Source organism: Pseudoxanthomonas composti, assembly GCF_004122095.1.
Lineage (GTDB): Bacteria > Pseudomonadota > Gammaproteobacteria > Xanthomonadales > Xanthomonadaceae > Pseudoxanthomonas_A > Pseudoxanthomonas_A composti.
Window position 1 is genome coordinate 1 of the sequence record NZ_SAWZ01000006.1, and the last position, 13,615, is coordinate 13,615.

Here is a 13,615-nt window from a genome sequence, read left to right on the forward strand (position 1 = left end):
GGCGACTCCGGCTTGGCCCCGCCTGCGCCCGGGTGGACAAGCTTCGCGTTGTCCACCCTACGGAGGCTGGATGACGCGCTTGCATCCACCTCGCACTCCGGGACCGGTCAAGGCCGGCGGGACCGGCCCGGACAGGCAGGCGCGGTAAACTGCCCGCTCCCCCGTGCCAACGGATCGATCCAATGCGTTTTGCCCCGCTGTTGCTGTCCTGCGCCTGCCTGCTGATGGCCGCCTGCTCCAAGGATGCCGAGCCTGCCGCCCAACCCGAGCCCACCACCGCCAAGCGTGCCGCCGCCGTGACCACCGACCGCAGCCAGGATGAAAGTTCCTACGCCCAGCCCGGACAGGTGCGCATCACCGACCTGGCGCTGGACCTGAAGCTGGACTTCGACAAGAAGCAGATCGACGGCAGCGCCACCTACACCCTGGACTGGACCGACAAGGCGGCCAAGGCGCTGGTCCTGGACACGCGCGATCTGACCATCGAGCAAGTCTCGGCCGATGACGGCAAGGGCGGCCAGACCCCGCTGAAGTACGCGCTGGCGCCCGCGGACAAGGTGTTCGGCAGCAAGCTGACCATCGAGACGCCGACCCAGCCGTCCAAGCTGAGCATCCGCTACCACACCGCGCCGACCGCCTCGGGCCTGCAGTGGCTGGACCCGTCCATGACCGAGGGCAAGAAGCTGCCCTTCATGTTCAGCCAGTCCCAGGCCATCCATGCGCGCAGCTGGGTGCCACTGCAGGACACCCCCTCGGTGCGCTTCACCTACAGCGCGCACGTGACCACGCCGACCGACGTGATGGTGCTGATGAGCGCCAACAGCGACCCCAAGGCCGCGCGCGATGGCGACTACAGCTTCAGGATGGAGCACCCCATCCCCTCCTACCTGCTGGCCATCGCCGCCGGCGACCTGGTGTTCAAGCCGATCTCCGCCCGCGCTGGCGTGTGGGCCGAGCCTGCCATGTCGGAGAAGGCCACCAAGGAGTTCGAGGACACCGAGAAGATGATCGCCACCGCCGAGGGCCTGTATGGGCCCTACCGCTGGGGCCGCTACGACATCCTGGTGCTGCCGCCGTCCTTCCCCTTCGGCGGCATGGAAAACCCGACGATGACCTTCGCCACGCCGACGGTCATCGTCGGCGACAAGTCGCTGGTGTCGCTGGTGTCCCACGAACTGGCGCACAGCTGGTCGGGCAACCTGGTCACCAACGCCAGCTGGAAGGACATCTGGCTCAACGAAGGCTTCACCACCTACGTGCAGGGCCGCATCACCGAGGCCTTGTACGGCGTGGAGCTGGCCGAGATGGAGCGCCAGATCGACCAGACCGACCTGCTGGCCGAGGTCAAGGACATGAGCCCGGCCGACCAGGCGCTGGCGCTGCCGCCGCTGACCGAGCGCGACCCGGATCAGGCGCTGAGCAGCGTGGCCTACGTCAAGGGCGCCTGGTTCCTGCAGTTCCTGGAGCAGCGTTTCGGCCGCGACGTGTTCGATCCCTTCCTGCGCGGCTGGTTCGACGACCATGCCTTCAAGAGCGCGAACACCGACCAGTTCGTGGCCTATCTGAAGGACAAGCTGCTGCCGAAGAATCCCAACGCCGTCACCGCGGCGGAGCTGGACGCCTGGCTCAACCAGCCGGGCATCCCGGCCTTCGCCACCAAGGCGCAGTCGCGCGGCTTCGCGCTGGTGGATACCGCACGCATCGCCTGGCTGGGCAGTGGCACCCTGCCGGCCAAGCAGGCCACCGACGAATGGGTGACCCAGCAGTGGGTGCATTTCATCGAAGGCCTGGGCGAGAAGCTCGGCGTGGAGCAGCTCAAGGCGCTGGATGAGGCCTACCACTTCACCGGCACGGCCAATGGCGAGATCGCCATGCGCTGGTATCCACTGACCATCCGCAGCGGCTATACCGATGCGCAGGAAGCGGCCGGTGCATTCATCGAGCGCGTCGGCCGGCGCAAGCTGATCATGCCGATCTACGCCGAGCTGGTGAAGACGCCCGAAGGCCTGGCCTTTGCCCAGCAGGTGTTCGCCCGGGCCAAGCCGGCCTCGCACCCGATCACCGCGCAGTCCATCCAGGACGTGCTGGACAAGGCCGCCCGGGCCCAGCCGCAGGCGGCGCCCGCCAAGCCCTGACCGGTTCGGAACACGCGTGTTCCCCCGCGCGGCCTTCTTCTTCGGGAGAAGGCCGTGCGCGTTTACGGGCCGGCCACTGGCGCAGGTAGAGTAGGGCCCCATTCGATCGACGCGGGCCGACCGCGCTGCTGGAGATGCTGGCGATGAAGAAACTGCTGTTGGCTGGGCTGTGTGCCCTGGTATTGGCCGGTTGCGGGGACCGCGAAGCCGAGCAAAAAGCCGCCGCCGCCGCGCAGACCGCCAAGCAGGAGGCGGAGGCGGCCAAGCTGGCCGCCGAGTACGAGAAGGCGCGCACCGCGCAGAACTGGAACATGGCCCGCATCCACGGCACCGCGCTGCTGGATCAGTATCCGGGCACCCCGGCCGCGGAGGGCATCAAGGCCAGCTTCGAGGAGATCCAGCAGCGGGCGCAGGCCGAGCAGGAGCAGCGCCGCCTGGCCGCGCTGTGGAACTACGCCCAGGCCCAGGCCGGCAAGGGCATCCAGCGTTCGGCCATGATCAACAGCAAGGACGGCGTGGACGTGGACGGCACGGGCAAGAAGCCGGTGCAGCTGATCTTCCGCGACCACCCGGAGTGGAAACGCAGCGCCTACCTGGTGCTGCAGTCCGGCGACTTCCGCTGCAGCGGCGGCTGCACGCTCAAGGTGAAGATCGACGGCGTGGACAAGACCTATCCCGGCTATCGCCCGAACACCGACGAGGCCATCGCCATGTTCATCCGCAACGAAAACGCCCTGTGGAAGGCGCTGCGCAAGGCCAAGACCTTCGAGATCGAGTTCCCGGTCAAGGCCGGCGGCACGCGCACGGCCGTCTACGAAGTCGGCGGCCTGGACGGCAACCAGATGCCGGGTTGGGATTGAACCTGCTGCAGGCCGGCGCCGGGCTGCCCGAACGCCGCCACTGGGTCTTCGACATGGACGGCACGCTGACCGTGGCGGTGCACGATTTCGCGCTGATCCGCCGCGCGCTGGGCATTGCGCCGCAGGAGGACATCCTGGGCCACTTGGCGGCGCTGCCGGCGGCGGAGGCCGCGCCCAAGCACGCCTGGCTGATGGCGCATGAGCGCGAGCTGGCCTGCCGCGCCGTGGCCGCGCCCGGTGCGTGCGCACTGGTTCGCGTGCTGCATGCGCGCGGGGACCGCATCGCCATCCTGACCCGCAATGCGCGGGAACTGGCCACGCTGACGCTGGATTGCATCGGCCTGGGCGAGGTGTTTCCGGCCGAAGACGTGCTGGGCCGCGAGAGCGCACCGCCCAAGCCGCGCCCGGATGGGTTGCTACAGCTGGCCGCGCGCTGGCAGGTCGCGCCCGAGCAACTGGTCATGGTAGGCGATCACGCGCACGACCTGCAGTGCGGCCGCGCGGCCGGCGCGCTCACGGTGCTGGTCGGGCCGGGGAACCTTTGGCCTGACCTGGCCGATGTGCATGTGGTTGATTGCGATGCATTGCTAGAGCGGGTAGAGCGAGGAACGAGTTGAGAGGAACGAGGAACGAGTGAAGGCGGGCGGATGCGTGACGAGTTAGCTTGAGCGCACTCGTTCCTCGTTCCTCTCCGCTCGTTCCTCTGTACTCGTTCCTCTGCGCTCGTTCCTCGCCGCCCCAGGCGGCGCACGCGCTACAGCGCGTAGCCGAACTGCTGCTTGAACTGGTCGTTGAACTCGTCGAAGTCGAAGCGCTGGTTCTGGGTACCGGGGTGCTCGACCTTCAGCGCGCCCATCAGGTTGCCCATGCGGCCGATGGTCAGCCAGTCGCAGCCGCGCTCGATGCCGAAGATCAGGCCGGCGCGGAAGGCGTCGCCGCAGCCGGTGGGGTCGACCACCCGACGCTCGTGCGCCGGCGGGATGTCGAAGGTCTTGTCCGGCGTGTGCACCAGCGCGCCCTTGGGGCCCTGGGTGGTGATGTAGGCCTGCACGCGCGAGACGATCTCCTGCTCGTTCCAGCCGGTGCGTTCCTGCAGCAGGTTGGACTCGTAGTCGTTGACCACCACGTAGTCGGCCTGCTCGATGAACTCGCGCAGCTCCTGGCCGTTGAACAGCGGCATGGCCTGGCCCGGGTCGAAGATGAAGGGCGTGCCCATCTCCTTGAACTCGATCGCGTTCTGGATCATACCCTCGCGCCCGTCCGGACCCACCAGGCCGATGGTCACGCCGGGCACGTCCTTCACGTGGTTCTCGTAGCTGCGCATCATCGCGCCGGGGTGGAAGGCGGTGATCTGGTTGTTGTCGTGATCGGTGGTGATGAAGGCCTGCGGGGTGAACAGCTCGTCGATCACCTTCACCCGCGACAGGTCGATCCCCAGGGTCTCGAAATGCTCGCGGTACGGGCCGAAATCCTGGCCCACCGTGCCCATCGGGATCGGCTGGCCGCCCAGCAGGTGCAGGTTGTACGCGATATTGCCCGCGCAGCCGCCGAACTCGCGGCGCATGCGCGGCACCAGGAAGGACACGTTCAGGATGTGCACCTTGTCCGGCAGGATGTGGTTCTTGAACTGGTCCGGGAACACCATGATGGTGTCGTAGGCAAGGGAACCACAGATCAGAGCGGACATCGGCGAACCTTGATGGGGAGGCGAAAACGCCCGCGGTCCGGCCGTGGGCGGACCGGAAAGCCCCGGCCAGGGTGCGAAGGTTACCGGCTGACGCTGGACAGGGCCAGTCGCCGGTCGCGCACGCGCACGGCCGCCGGCGGCGCGAAACGGCCGCGGGCCCGGGATTTTCCTTGTGCGAGCAGGGGGGTGTTGCTAGGCTAGCCGACCTCGATTTCTGCCCATTTTTTCGCCAGTCTGGCGCTGCGGGCACCGTCTCTTCCAGGACCCAATCCCCCGATGTTCAAGAAGCTTCGCGGCATGTTCTCCAACGACCTGTCCATCGATCTGGGCACGGCCAACACCCTCATCTACGTGCGTGGACAGGGCATCGTGCTGAACGAGCCGTCGGTGGTGGCCGTGCGCCAGGACCGCGCCATCGGCGGGGCGCGCTCGGTGGCCGCCGTCGGCGCCGAAGCCAAGCAGATGCTGGGCCGCACCCCGGGCCACATCACCACCATTCGCCCGATGAAGGACGGCGTCATCGCCGATTTCACCTACACCGAGGCAATGCTCAAGTACTTCATCAAGAAGGTGCACAAGTCGCGCTTCCTGCGCCCCAGCCCGCGCGTGCTGGTCTGCGTGCCGGCCGGCAGCACCCAGGTGGAGCGCCGCGCGATCAAGGAATCGGCCGAAGAGGCCGGCGCGCGCGATGTCTACCTGATCGAGGAGCCCATGGCCGCGGCGATCGGCGCCGGCCTGCCGGTGACCGAGGCGCGCGGCTCGATGGTCATCGATATCGGCGGCGGCACCACCGAGGTGGCCGTCATCTCGCTGAACGGCATCGTCTACTCCCAGTCCGTGCGCGTGGGTGGCGACCGCTTCGATGAGTCCATCACCAACTACGTGCGCCGCAACCACGGCATGCTGATCGGCGAGGCCACCGCCGAGCGCATCAAGCTGGAAATCGGCTGCGCCTATCCGCCGGCGGAAGTGGAGGAGATGGAAATCTCCGGCCGTAACCTGGCCGAGGGCGTGCCCAAGATGATCAAGATCAACTCCAACGAGGTGCTCGAGGCGCTGCACGAGCCGCTGTCGGGCATCGTCTCGGCGGTCAAGCTGGCCCTGGAGCAGACCCCGCCGGAGCTGTGCGCGGACGTGGCCGAGCGCGGCATCGTGCTGACCGGCGGCGGCGCCCTGCTGCGCGAGCTGGACCGCTTGATCTCCGAGGAGACCGGCCTGCACGTGCAGGTGGCCGAGGACCCGCTGACCTGCGTGGCCCGCGGTGGCGGCCGCGCGCTGGAGCTGGTGGACATGCATGGCAATGAGTTCTTCGCACCGGAATGAGGCTGAGGCAGGAGTGAGCGCAGAGGAGTGAGGAGTGAGCGAGAGCCTGCGCCAGCGCTTCGCCCCTTGTTTTCCTCGCTTGCCGCTGCCGCCCACTCACTCCTCACTCCTCTCCACTCACTCCTAGCTCCCGCTCCCCCGTGCCTGTCTACGCCGGACCTCCCGTCACCAACCGTCCAGGGGAAGTGGCCAGCACGCTCAAGCTGCTGGCCTATCTGGCGCTGGGCCTGGGCCTGATCTTCCTGGACCACCGCGGCGGCTGGATGCACGCGGTGCGCACCCAGGTCGGCACCCTGGTGCAGCCGCTGTGGTGGGTCGCCGGCCTGCCGGGCCGGCTGAGCACCACGGTGCAGGACGATGCGCTGACCCGCGTGCGCCTGACCGAGGAGAACGACCGGCTGCGCAATGAGCTGCTGATCGCCAACGCGCGCCTGACGCGCCTGCAGACGGCCATCAGCGACAACGCCCAGCTGCGCGCGCTGCTGGGCGTGGCCCGCAGCCGTGGCCTGGATGTGCAACTGGCGCCGATCCTGAACGTGGATCTGGACCCGACCCGCCAGCGCCTGGTGCTGGATGCCGGCAGCCGCCAGGGTGTGCAGGTCGGCCAGCCGGTGATCGACGCCGGCGGCCTGCTGGGACAGATCACCGAGGTGATGCCGGGCTTTTCCATCGCCCTGCTGATCACCGACCCGGACCATGCCGTGCCGGTGATGCTGGCGCGCAACGGCGTGCGGCTGGTGGCCTACGGCAACGGCCGCAGCGACCAGCTGCAGCTGGTCAACATCCCGCTCAACAGCGATATCCAGGAGGGCGATGAGGTCGTCACCTCCGGCATGGGCGGGCGCTTTCCGGCCGGTTTTCCGGTGGGCAAGGTGGTGGAGCTGCACCAGGACGACAGCCGCGCCTTCCTGATCGGCGAGCTCAAGCCCGCCGCCCAGCTTGATCGCGGCCGCAGCGTGCTGCTGCTGCGCTCGGGGCAGGCCGCCGCGCCGCTGCCGGTCACTCCGGCCGAGACTGGCCCGGTGCCGGTGGTGATCGGCACCGAGCTGCAGGCCCCGCCGCCGCCGGTGCAGGCGCCCACCCCGGCCGGGATCAAGCCGCCGGTCAAGCCGCCCGAGCCGGCCGACGCGGAGCCGGACCTGTGAGCCGTCCCCGCAACCGCTGGGCGATGCCGGTGAGCATCCTGCTGGCCCTGCTGCTGGCCGTGGTGCCGCTGCCGGAAGTGGTGCAGCCGCTGCGCCCGTTCTGGCTGGCGCTGGTCATGACGTACTGGGTGATCGAGCTGCCCGATTCGGTCGGCCTGGGCACGGTGTTCGCCATTGGCGTGGTGGCGGACCTGGTGATGGGCGGCGTGCTGGGCGAGCAGGCGTTGCGCCTGACCGTCATGGCCTTCATCCTGCAGCGGTTCCGGGCGCGCCTGCGGTTTTTCCCGCTGTCCCAGCAGGCGCTGGCGCTGGGCGGGTTGCTGCTGAACGATCGCATCATCGACATGGCTATCCACGCCGCACTCGGCCGGCCGCTGCTGCCCTGGTCCTACTGGTGGGCGCCGCTGGTGGGCATGCTGCTATGGCCACCGCTGTTCCTGCTGATCGACGGCATGCACCACGGACGCCGTCGCTGACACGCCATGAGACCTCGCCGCGCCGTCAAGAATCCCCATGCCGAAGCCGAGCAGTTCCGCCGCCGCGCGGTGCTGGGCTTCGTGGTGGTAGCGCTGTGCCTGATCGGGCTGGGCGCGTGGTACTTCAAGCTGCAGGTGGTCGACCACGACGAGTACATCACCCGCTCTGACGCCAATCGCATCAAGCCGCGTCCGGTGGTGCCCGCGCGCGGCACCATCTACGACCGCAAGGGGCGGGTGCTGGCCGAGAACGTGCTGGCCTTCCGCCTGGACGTGCTGCCGGAGAAGGTCAAGGACATCGACACCATGCTGGGCCAGCTGGGCCAGGTGATCGCGCTGTCGCCGGAGGACATCGAGCACTTCCGCAAGGAGCGCAAGGCGACCCGCGGCTTCCGCCCCATCACCCTGAAGGCGCGGCTCAACGAGACCGAGACGGCGCAGTTCGCGGTCAACCGCTGGCGCTTCCCCGGCGTGGACGTGGTGCCGTACCTGAACCGGTATTACCCCTATGGTGACCTGTTCGCCCATGTCATCGGCTACGTCGGCCGCGTCGATGAGGCCGACCTGCAGGCCGGAGACATCAATGCCGCCATCACCCATTCGGGCAAGAGCGGCCTGGAGCGGTATTACGAGAACGTCCTGCGCGGCAAGGTCGGCTACGAACAGGTCGAGACCAACGTGCAGGGGCGGGCGATCCGGACCATCGGCCGGGTGCCGGCTAAGGCCGGCGCCGACCTGAAGCTGTCCCTGGACGTGGACCTGCAGCGGGCGATGGTGGCCGCCTTCGGCGATTACGAGGGCGCCGCGGTGGCCATGGACCCGCGCACGGGCGAGATCCTGGCCATGGTCAGCCTGCCGTCCTACGACCCCAACCTGTTCGTCAACGGCATCTCCCACGCCGACTTCAAGGCACTCAACGACAACCCCTCGCGGCCGCAGTTCAACCGCCTGGTGCTGGGCGGGGTGGCGCCTGGGTCCACGATCAAGCCGCTGATGGGCCTGGCCGGGCTGGACAGCGGCACCCGCCGGCCCGAGGACCGGGTGCTGTCCACCGGCATGTTCTACCTGCCCGGCGTCAGCCGCGGCTGGGGCGACTCGCACCGCGGTGGCCACGGCTGGACCGACCTGCGCAAATCCATCGCCGAGTCGGTCAACACCTACTACTACAAGCTCGCCCTGGACATGGGCATCAACCAGGTCGACGACTACATGCAGCGGTACGGGCTGGGCAAGCCGACCGGGATCGACCTGGTCGGGGAGATCGGCGGCATCGTGCCGTCGCCGGCCTACAAGATGAGCAGCCGCAAGGAGCGCTGGTATCCAGGCGATACGGTCAACATCGCCATCGGCCAGGGCGACTGGAAGGTCACGCCGCTTCAGTTGGTGCGCGGGGTCGGCGGGATCGCCGATGGCCAGCTGCGCCGGCCGCACCTGGCGGTGGCCGAACGCACCAACTTCGATGCCGACTGGAGCCCGCTGCCGCAGCCCGAAGGCACCCCGATCAGCCCCAACCCGGCGCACCTGCAGGCCGTGCGCGAAGGCATGATGGCGACCATGCTGCCAGGCGGCACCGGCGGCTCGATGGCCCGGGGCGCGCCCTACAGCATCGCCGGCAAGACCGGCACGGCCCAGGTGGTCAGCCGCAAGGGCGTGGCCGCGGTGGATCCGCGCAGCCTGCCCATGCACCTGCGCCACCGCTCGCTGTTCACCGGCTTCGCCCCGGTGGAGGCGCCGGTGATCGCCCTGGCCGTGGCGGTGGAAGGCGGCGGCTACGGCGGCAGCACCGCCGGCCCGATCGCCCGCAAGCTGTTGGACGCGTACCTGCTGGGCAAAATGCCCGAGGGCATGGACGCGGTGCCCGACGACACGGTCGTTTCGGTCGGGCTGGCGGCTGCGCCCAAGCCGGCTGCGCCCGCCACACCGGCCCCGGCCCCGCCTGCGCCCGCGCCGGAACCGGCGGTGGTGCCCGCGGCGATCTCGGTGGGACGCCCGCCGCAGCCGGTGCGGCCGTGAGGGACATCCTGCGCTGGTTGGCCGAGCTGGCCGGCCGTTTCCTGCGGACGCTGGACTGGGTGCTGTGCCTGGCCCTGGGCGGGCTGATGCTGATCGGCCTGGCGGTGCTCAAGAGCGCCGGTGGCGATGGCCTGGTGATCGCCCAGGGCGCGCGTTTCGCCGTGGGCCTGGCGGCGATGTGGGGCCTGTCGCGGATCTCGCCGCTGCGGCTGCGCGCCTGGACGCCGATGACCTATGCCTTGTCGATGCTGCCGCTGCTGGCGGTGTTCATGGTCGGCACCGGCAAATACGGGCGGCAATGGCTGGACCTGAAGGTGTTCTACCTGCAGCCGGCCGAGCTGCTGAAGATCAGCCTGCCGATGATGGTGGCCTGGTACCTGCACCGCATCCCGCTGCCGCCGCGGATCAACACCACCCTGGTGGCGGCGCTGATCATCGGCCTGCCCACCTCGCTGATCATGCTGCAGCCGGATTTCGGCACCGGCGTGCTGATCGCCGCCTCCGGCGCCTTCGCGCTGCTGCTGGCCGGCCTGCCGTGGTGGTGGGTGGGCGTGGCGGTGGCCGGCGTGGCCTCGGCCGCGCCGATCGCCTGGTTCTTCCTGCTGCGGCCCTACCAGAAGGACCGCATCATGATGTTCCTGGACCCGGAGGCCGATGCCCTGGGCGCGGGCTGGAACATCATCCAGTCCAAGATCGCGATCGGTTCCGGCGGCTGGTCGGGCAAGGGCTGGGGCGAGGGTAGCCAGTCGCACCTGAACTTCATTCCCGAGCAGACCACCGATTTCGCCTTCTCCGTGCTCAGCGAGGAATTCGGCTGGATCGGCGTGGCCACCGTGTTGGCCCTGTACCTGGTGGTGATCGGGCGCTGCCTGTGGATCGCCATCGAGGCGCGCGACACCTACTCGCGGGTGCTGGCCGGCTCGCTGGGGCTGGCCTTCTTCGTCTACGTGCTGGTCAACGGCGGCATGATCTCCGGCCTGCTGCCGGTGGTGGGCGTGCCCATGCCTCTGATCAGCTACGGCGGCACCTCGGCGGTGTCCCTGCTGGCCGGCATGGGCCTGGTAATGGCCGTGCGCGGGCACCGGCCGGTGCATGGGTACTAGGAGCGAGGAACGAGTGGGGAGGAACGAGGAACGAGAGGGCAACGCCGCCGCTTTACTCGTTCCCCGTTCCTTTGCCGAACGACAAGCGAAAGGCCAGAGGGCACAGCTGTTGCTTTCACTCGTTTCTCGTTCCTCTCCACTCGTTCCTCGCACTTAACGCAAACCCTCAACTTCCCCGCGCATGTCGTTCTTGCCATTCATGTCGCAGAGGGGGAGTGAGGCGCAACCCCTGTGCTAACCTTCGCGCCGATGACCCGACGCGTTCTTGCCTGCCTGCTTACGCTTGGTTTGGTCGCTTGTGCGACCCAGCCGAAGTCTCCGACCCCGCCGCCACAGGCCCGCTCCGCGCCGCCGCCCAGGACCCCGTCCGGGCCGACGCCGGCCCCGGCCGAGACCTCGGTCGAAGCGGTCAAGCCCGATGCCTCGATCGACCTGACGCCTGTGCCCTTCGAGGTCGCCCGCGCCAATTTCATCCGCGACACCGCTGCCCGCTTCGCGCTGGATCCGGCCAGCATCGAGGCGGTGTTGTCGCAGGCCAACTTCCGCGATGACGTGGTCGCGCTGATGTCCAAGCCGGCCGAACGCACCATCGGCTGGAGCGAGTACCGCCCGCGCTTCATCACCGCGGCCCGCATCAACGGCGGCAAGGCCTTCCTGGAGACCCACCGCGCCGAGCTGATGCGGGTGCAGGAGCGCACCGGTGTGCCGGCCGAGATCATCGTCTCCATCCTTGGCGTGGAAACCAGCTACGGCGGCTATACCGGCAAGCACCGTGTGTTGGATGCGCTGTACACGCTGGCCTTCCGCTACCCGCGCAGCGGCAACCCGGACCGCGCGCTGTACGAGCACAAGCGCGAGCAGTTCTTCCGCGACGAGCTGGCCCAGCTGTTCGCGCTGGGCAAGGAGCAGGGCATCGACCTGCTCAGCCAGACCGGCAGCTACGCCGGGGCGATGGGCATGGGGCAGTTCATGCCGTCCTCGTATCGCCAGTTCGGCGTGGATGGCGATGGCGACGGCCGCATCAACCTGATGACCGACTTCGACGACATCTTCTCCTCGGTGGCCAATTACTTCGTCAAGAAGGGTGGGGCCTACGGCTGGGAGCGCGGCGGCCCGGTGGCGGTGATGGCCACGCTGGCGCCCGGGCGCGAGGCGTTCAATCCCGACGACTGGACCCCGACCTGGACCATGTCCGACCTGGCCGCGCGCGGCTACACGCCCAAGGCCCCGGTGCCGGCCGGCCTCACCGCCACGCCGGTGACCCTGGCCGCCAGCGATGGCCCGCAGTACTGGCTGGGCTTCCGCAACTACTACGCCATCACCCGCTACAACAACTCCAAGATGTACGCCATGGCCGTCTTCCAGTTGTCCGAAGCCATCGCCGGCCGCGAGCTGCCGCCGGCATGAGGTGGTGGGCTGCGCTGCCGCTGGTCCTGCTGCTGGCCGCCTGCGGCACGGCGCCGAAGAAGGCCGGTGCACCGCCGCGCAAGGGCAGTCCGGTGAGTGCGGCCCAGGCCGGCAGCGACGGCAACTGCTACGGCAAGTACATCGCGGCGGTGGAAGACCCGAGCACGCGCGGTGACTACACCGCCGGCGGGCTGTACAAGCCCGGCGTGCGCGACACCACGCCCACCGACGTGCCGGACGTGGACTGCATCGCCGAGCCGCGGGTGACGGCCGAATCCCCCAGCGCCTACGGCAACCGCTCGCCCTACAACGTGCTGGGCAAGGAATACGTGGTGATGGACCGCGTGGACGGCTACGCCGAGCGCGGTACCGCCTCGTACTACGGCAACAAGTTCCATGGCCGCAAGACCTCCAACCATGAGGTCTACGACATGTACCAGTTCACCGCGGCCCACAAGACCTTGCCGCTGCCCAGCTTCGCGTTGGTGACCAACCTGGACAACGACCAGTCGGTGGTGGTGCGGGTCAACGACCGCGGCCCGTTCCACGATGGCCGGGTGATCGACCTGAGCTACGCGGCGGCGGTCAAGCTGGGCATCGTCCAGCGCGGCACCGGCCGGGTGGAAGTGCGCGCGCTGACCCCGAAGACCGCCGAGCGCATCCTGGCCGACCGCAAGACCCCGCCGCGCGCGGTGCCGACCACCATCGCCACCGGCGTGCCCACGCGCATCGCCACCGGCAAGCCGGCACCGGCCAAGGCCAGTGCCATCGACGAGCTGGTCAGCACTTTGCCGGCCGAGCCCAAACCCGCCACGGCCACCGTCGCGGCGGCAGGCGCCGCCGCTGCCGGCACGAGCGTGGCGGCAGGCGGGTCCACACCCGACCAGCCCTGGCGCTACCACGTCATCCCGGACACCGAACGCAAGCCCAGCCCGGAGCAGTTCGAGGCGTGGATGAAGTCCCGTGGCGTGCACGTGGCCACCGGCAAGCCAGGCACGCCGGTGGCGCGCGAGGTCGCCTCCGCGGCCCCGACCAGGGCCGCCCCCGCACCGCGCCCGGAAGCATCCACGCAGGAGCGCCGTGCGGCGCAGGCGGCGCTGACCGGCGCTGCGGTCGGCGCCACTGGTCCGGCCGCGGTGCTGCTGCAGGTGGCCAGCTTCTCCAGCCGCGCCAACGCCGACCGCGCGCTGGCGCAACTGGCCGCGGCAGGCATCGACGGCGCCAGCCTGAGCGACACCAGCAGCAACGGCCGCACGCTGTGGCGGCTGCGCGTGGCCGCCGCCGACGCGACCGCCGCGCAGATGCTCTCCAGCCGGATCGCCGGCCTGGGCTTCGGCGCGCCCAAGGCGGTCAGGGACTGAGACAGGAACGAGTGGAGAGGAACGAGGAACGAGTAAAGCAGGCGGCGTGATGCGTCCTTCTCTCGTTCCTCGTTCCTCCTCACTCGTTTCTCGCTCGGCGTTTCT

Annotated in this window: 11 protein-coding genes; 10 read left to right on the top strand and 1 reads right to left on the bottom strand. The window is 69.1% G+C overall.

The genetic code is table 11. From position 1 onward, the window contains the following. The first annotated feature begins 182 nt into the window (after positions 1-182). The 3 genes from EPA99_RS12020 (at position 183) to EPA99_RS12030 (ending at position 3,612) form a co-directional block, all read left to right on the top strand. The gene (locus EPA99_RS12020; RefSeq protein WP_129471479.1) at positions 183-2,135 is read left to right on the top strand and encodes a M1 family metallopeptidase; all 1,953 of its coding nucleotides are present in this window, start codon (positions 183-185) and stop codon (positions 2,133-2,135) included. Positions 2,136-2,278: 143 nt separating this feature from the next. Continuing rightward, positions 2,279-2,995 (top strand): hypothetical protein, encoded by a 717-nt coding sequence (locus tag EPA99_RS12025; protein ID WP_129471480.1) that lies wholly within the window; start codon positions 2,279-2,281, stop codon positions 2,993-2,995. Between the two features lie 53 nt (positions 2,996-3,048). Next, on the top strand, positions 3,049-3,612 hold the full coding sequence (locus EPA99_RS12030) for an HAD family hydrolase (RefSeq protein WP_129471695.1): 564 nt from the start codon (positions 3,049-3,051) through the stop codon (positions 3,610-3,612). Positions 3,613-3,749: 137 nt separating this feature from the next. Here the strand turns inward: EPA99_RS12030 and EPA99_RS12035 are convergent, their stop codons facing one another. Then, positions 3,750-4,682: a carbohydrate kinase family protein gene (locus EPA99_RS12035; protein WP_129471481.1), complete on the bottom strand. Its 933-nt coding sequence runs from the start codon at positions 4,680-4,682 to the stop codon at positions 3,750-3,752. Positions 4,683-4,958: 276 nt separating this feature from the next. Here EPA99_RS12035 and EPA99_RS12040 point away from each other — a divergent pair, with 276 nt between their 5' ends. The 7 genes from EPA99_RS12040 to EPA99_RS12070 all read left to right on the top strand — a co-directional run bounded on the left by EPA99_RS12040 (position 4,959) and on the right by EPA99_RS12070 (position 13,510). Continuing rightward, entirely contained in the window at positions 4,959-6,005 is a 1,047-nt protein-coding gene (locus EPA99_RS12040; protein WP_129471482.1) for a rod shape-determining protein, read from the top strand. Positions 6,006-6,145: 140 nt separating this feature from the next. Further along, on the top strand, positions 6,146-7,150 hold the full coding sequence (gene mreC / locus EPA99_RS12045; protein WP_129471483.1) for a rod shape-determining protein MreC: 1,005 nt from the start codon (positions 6,146-6,148) through the stop codon (positions 7,148-7,150). After that, entirely contained in the window at positions 7,147-7,626 is a 480-nt protein-coding gene (mreD, locus tag EPA99_RS12050; protein ID WP_129471484.1) for a rod shape-determining protein MreD, read from the top strand. The genes mreC and mreD overlap by 4 nt, the downstream gene beginning before the upstream one ends. Before the next feature lie 6 nt (positions 7,627-7,632). After that, positions 7,633-9,639: a penicillin-binding protein 2 gene (mrdA, locus tag EPA99_RS12055; protein ID WP_129471485.1), complete on the top strand. Its 2,007-nt coding sequence runs from the start codon at positions 7,633-7,635 to the stop codon at positions 9,637-9,639. Then, positions 9,636-10,742, top strand: a complete 1,107-nt coding sequence (gene rodA, locus EPA99_RS12060) for a rod shape-determining protein RodA (protein WP_129471486.1) — start codon at positions 9,636-9,638, stop codon at positions 10,740-10,742. Before mrdA ends, rodA begins: the two co-directional genes overlap by 4 nt. Positions 10,743-10,991: 249 nt before the next feature. Continuing rightward, on the top strand, positions 10,992-12,149 hold the full coding sequence (gene mltB / locus EPA99_RS12065; protein ID WP_129471487.1) for a lytic murein transglycosylase B: 1,158 nt from the start codon (positions 10,992-10,994) through the stop codon (positions 12,147-12,149). Continuing rightward, positions 12,146-13,510 carry a septal ring lytic transglycosylase RlpA family protein gene (locus EPA99_RS12070; protein ID WP_129471488.1) on the top strand — a complete coding sequence of 455 codons (1,365 nt, stop codon included), beginning with the start codon at positions 12,146-12,148 and terminating at the stop codon, positions 13,508-13,510. The genes mltB and EPA99_RS12070 overlap by 4 nt, the downstream gene beginning before the upstream one ends. Positions 13,511-13,615 lie beyond the last annotated feature (105 nt).

What these genes read in the sequence shown, in the direction of transcription:
- EPA99_RS12030 (WP_129471695.1), top strand. Translation starts at nt 3,049, where the DNA reads ATGGACGGCACGCTGACCGTGGCGGTGCACGATTTCGCGCTGATCCGC.
- EPA99_RS12020 (WP_129471479.1), top strand. Translation starts at nt 183, where the DNA reads ATGCGTTTTGCCCCGCTGTTGCTGTCCTGCGCCTGCCTGCTGATGGCC.
- EPA99_RS12035 (WP_129471481.1), bottom strand. Translation starts at nt 4,682, where the DNA reads ATGTCCGCTCTGATCTGTGGTTCCCTTGCCTACGACACCATCATGGTG.
- EPA99_RS12040 (WP_129471482.1), top strand. Translation starts at nt 4,959, where the DNA reads ATGTTCAAGAAGCTTCGCGGCATGTTCTCCAACGACCTGTCCATCGAT.
- mrdA (WP_129471485.1), top strand. Translation starts at nt 7,633, where the DNA reads ATGAGACCTCGCCGCGCCGTCAAGAATCCCCATGCCGAAGCCGAGCAG.
- EPA99_RS12025 (WP_129471480.1), top strand. Translation starts at nt 2,279, where the DNA reads ATGAAGAAACTGCTGTTGGCTGGGCTGTGTGCCCTGGTATTGGCCGGT.
- mltB (WP_129471487.1), top strand. Translation starts at nt 10,992, where the DNA reads ATGACCCGACGCGTTCTTGCCTGCCTGCTTACGCTTGGTTTGGTCGCT.
- EPA99_RS12070 (WP_129471488.1), top strand. Translation starts at nt 12,146, where the DNA reads ATGAGGTGGTGGGCTGCGCTGCCGCTGGTCCTGCTGCTGGCCGCCTGC.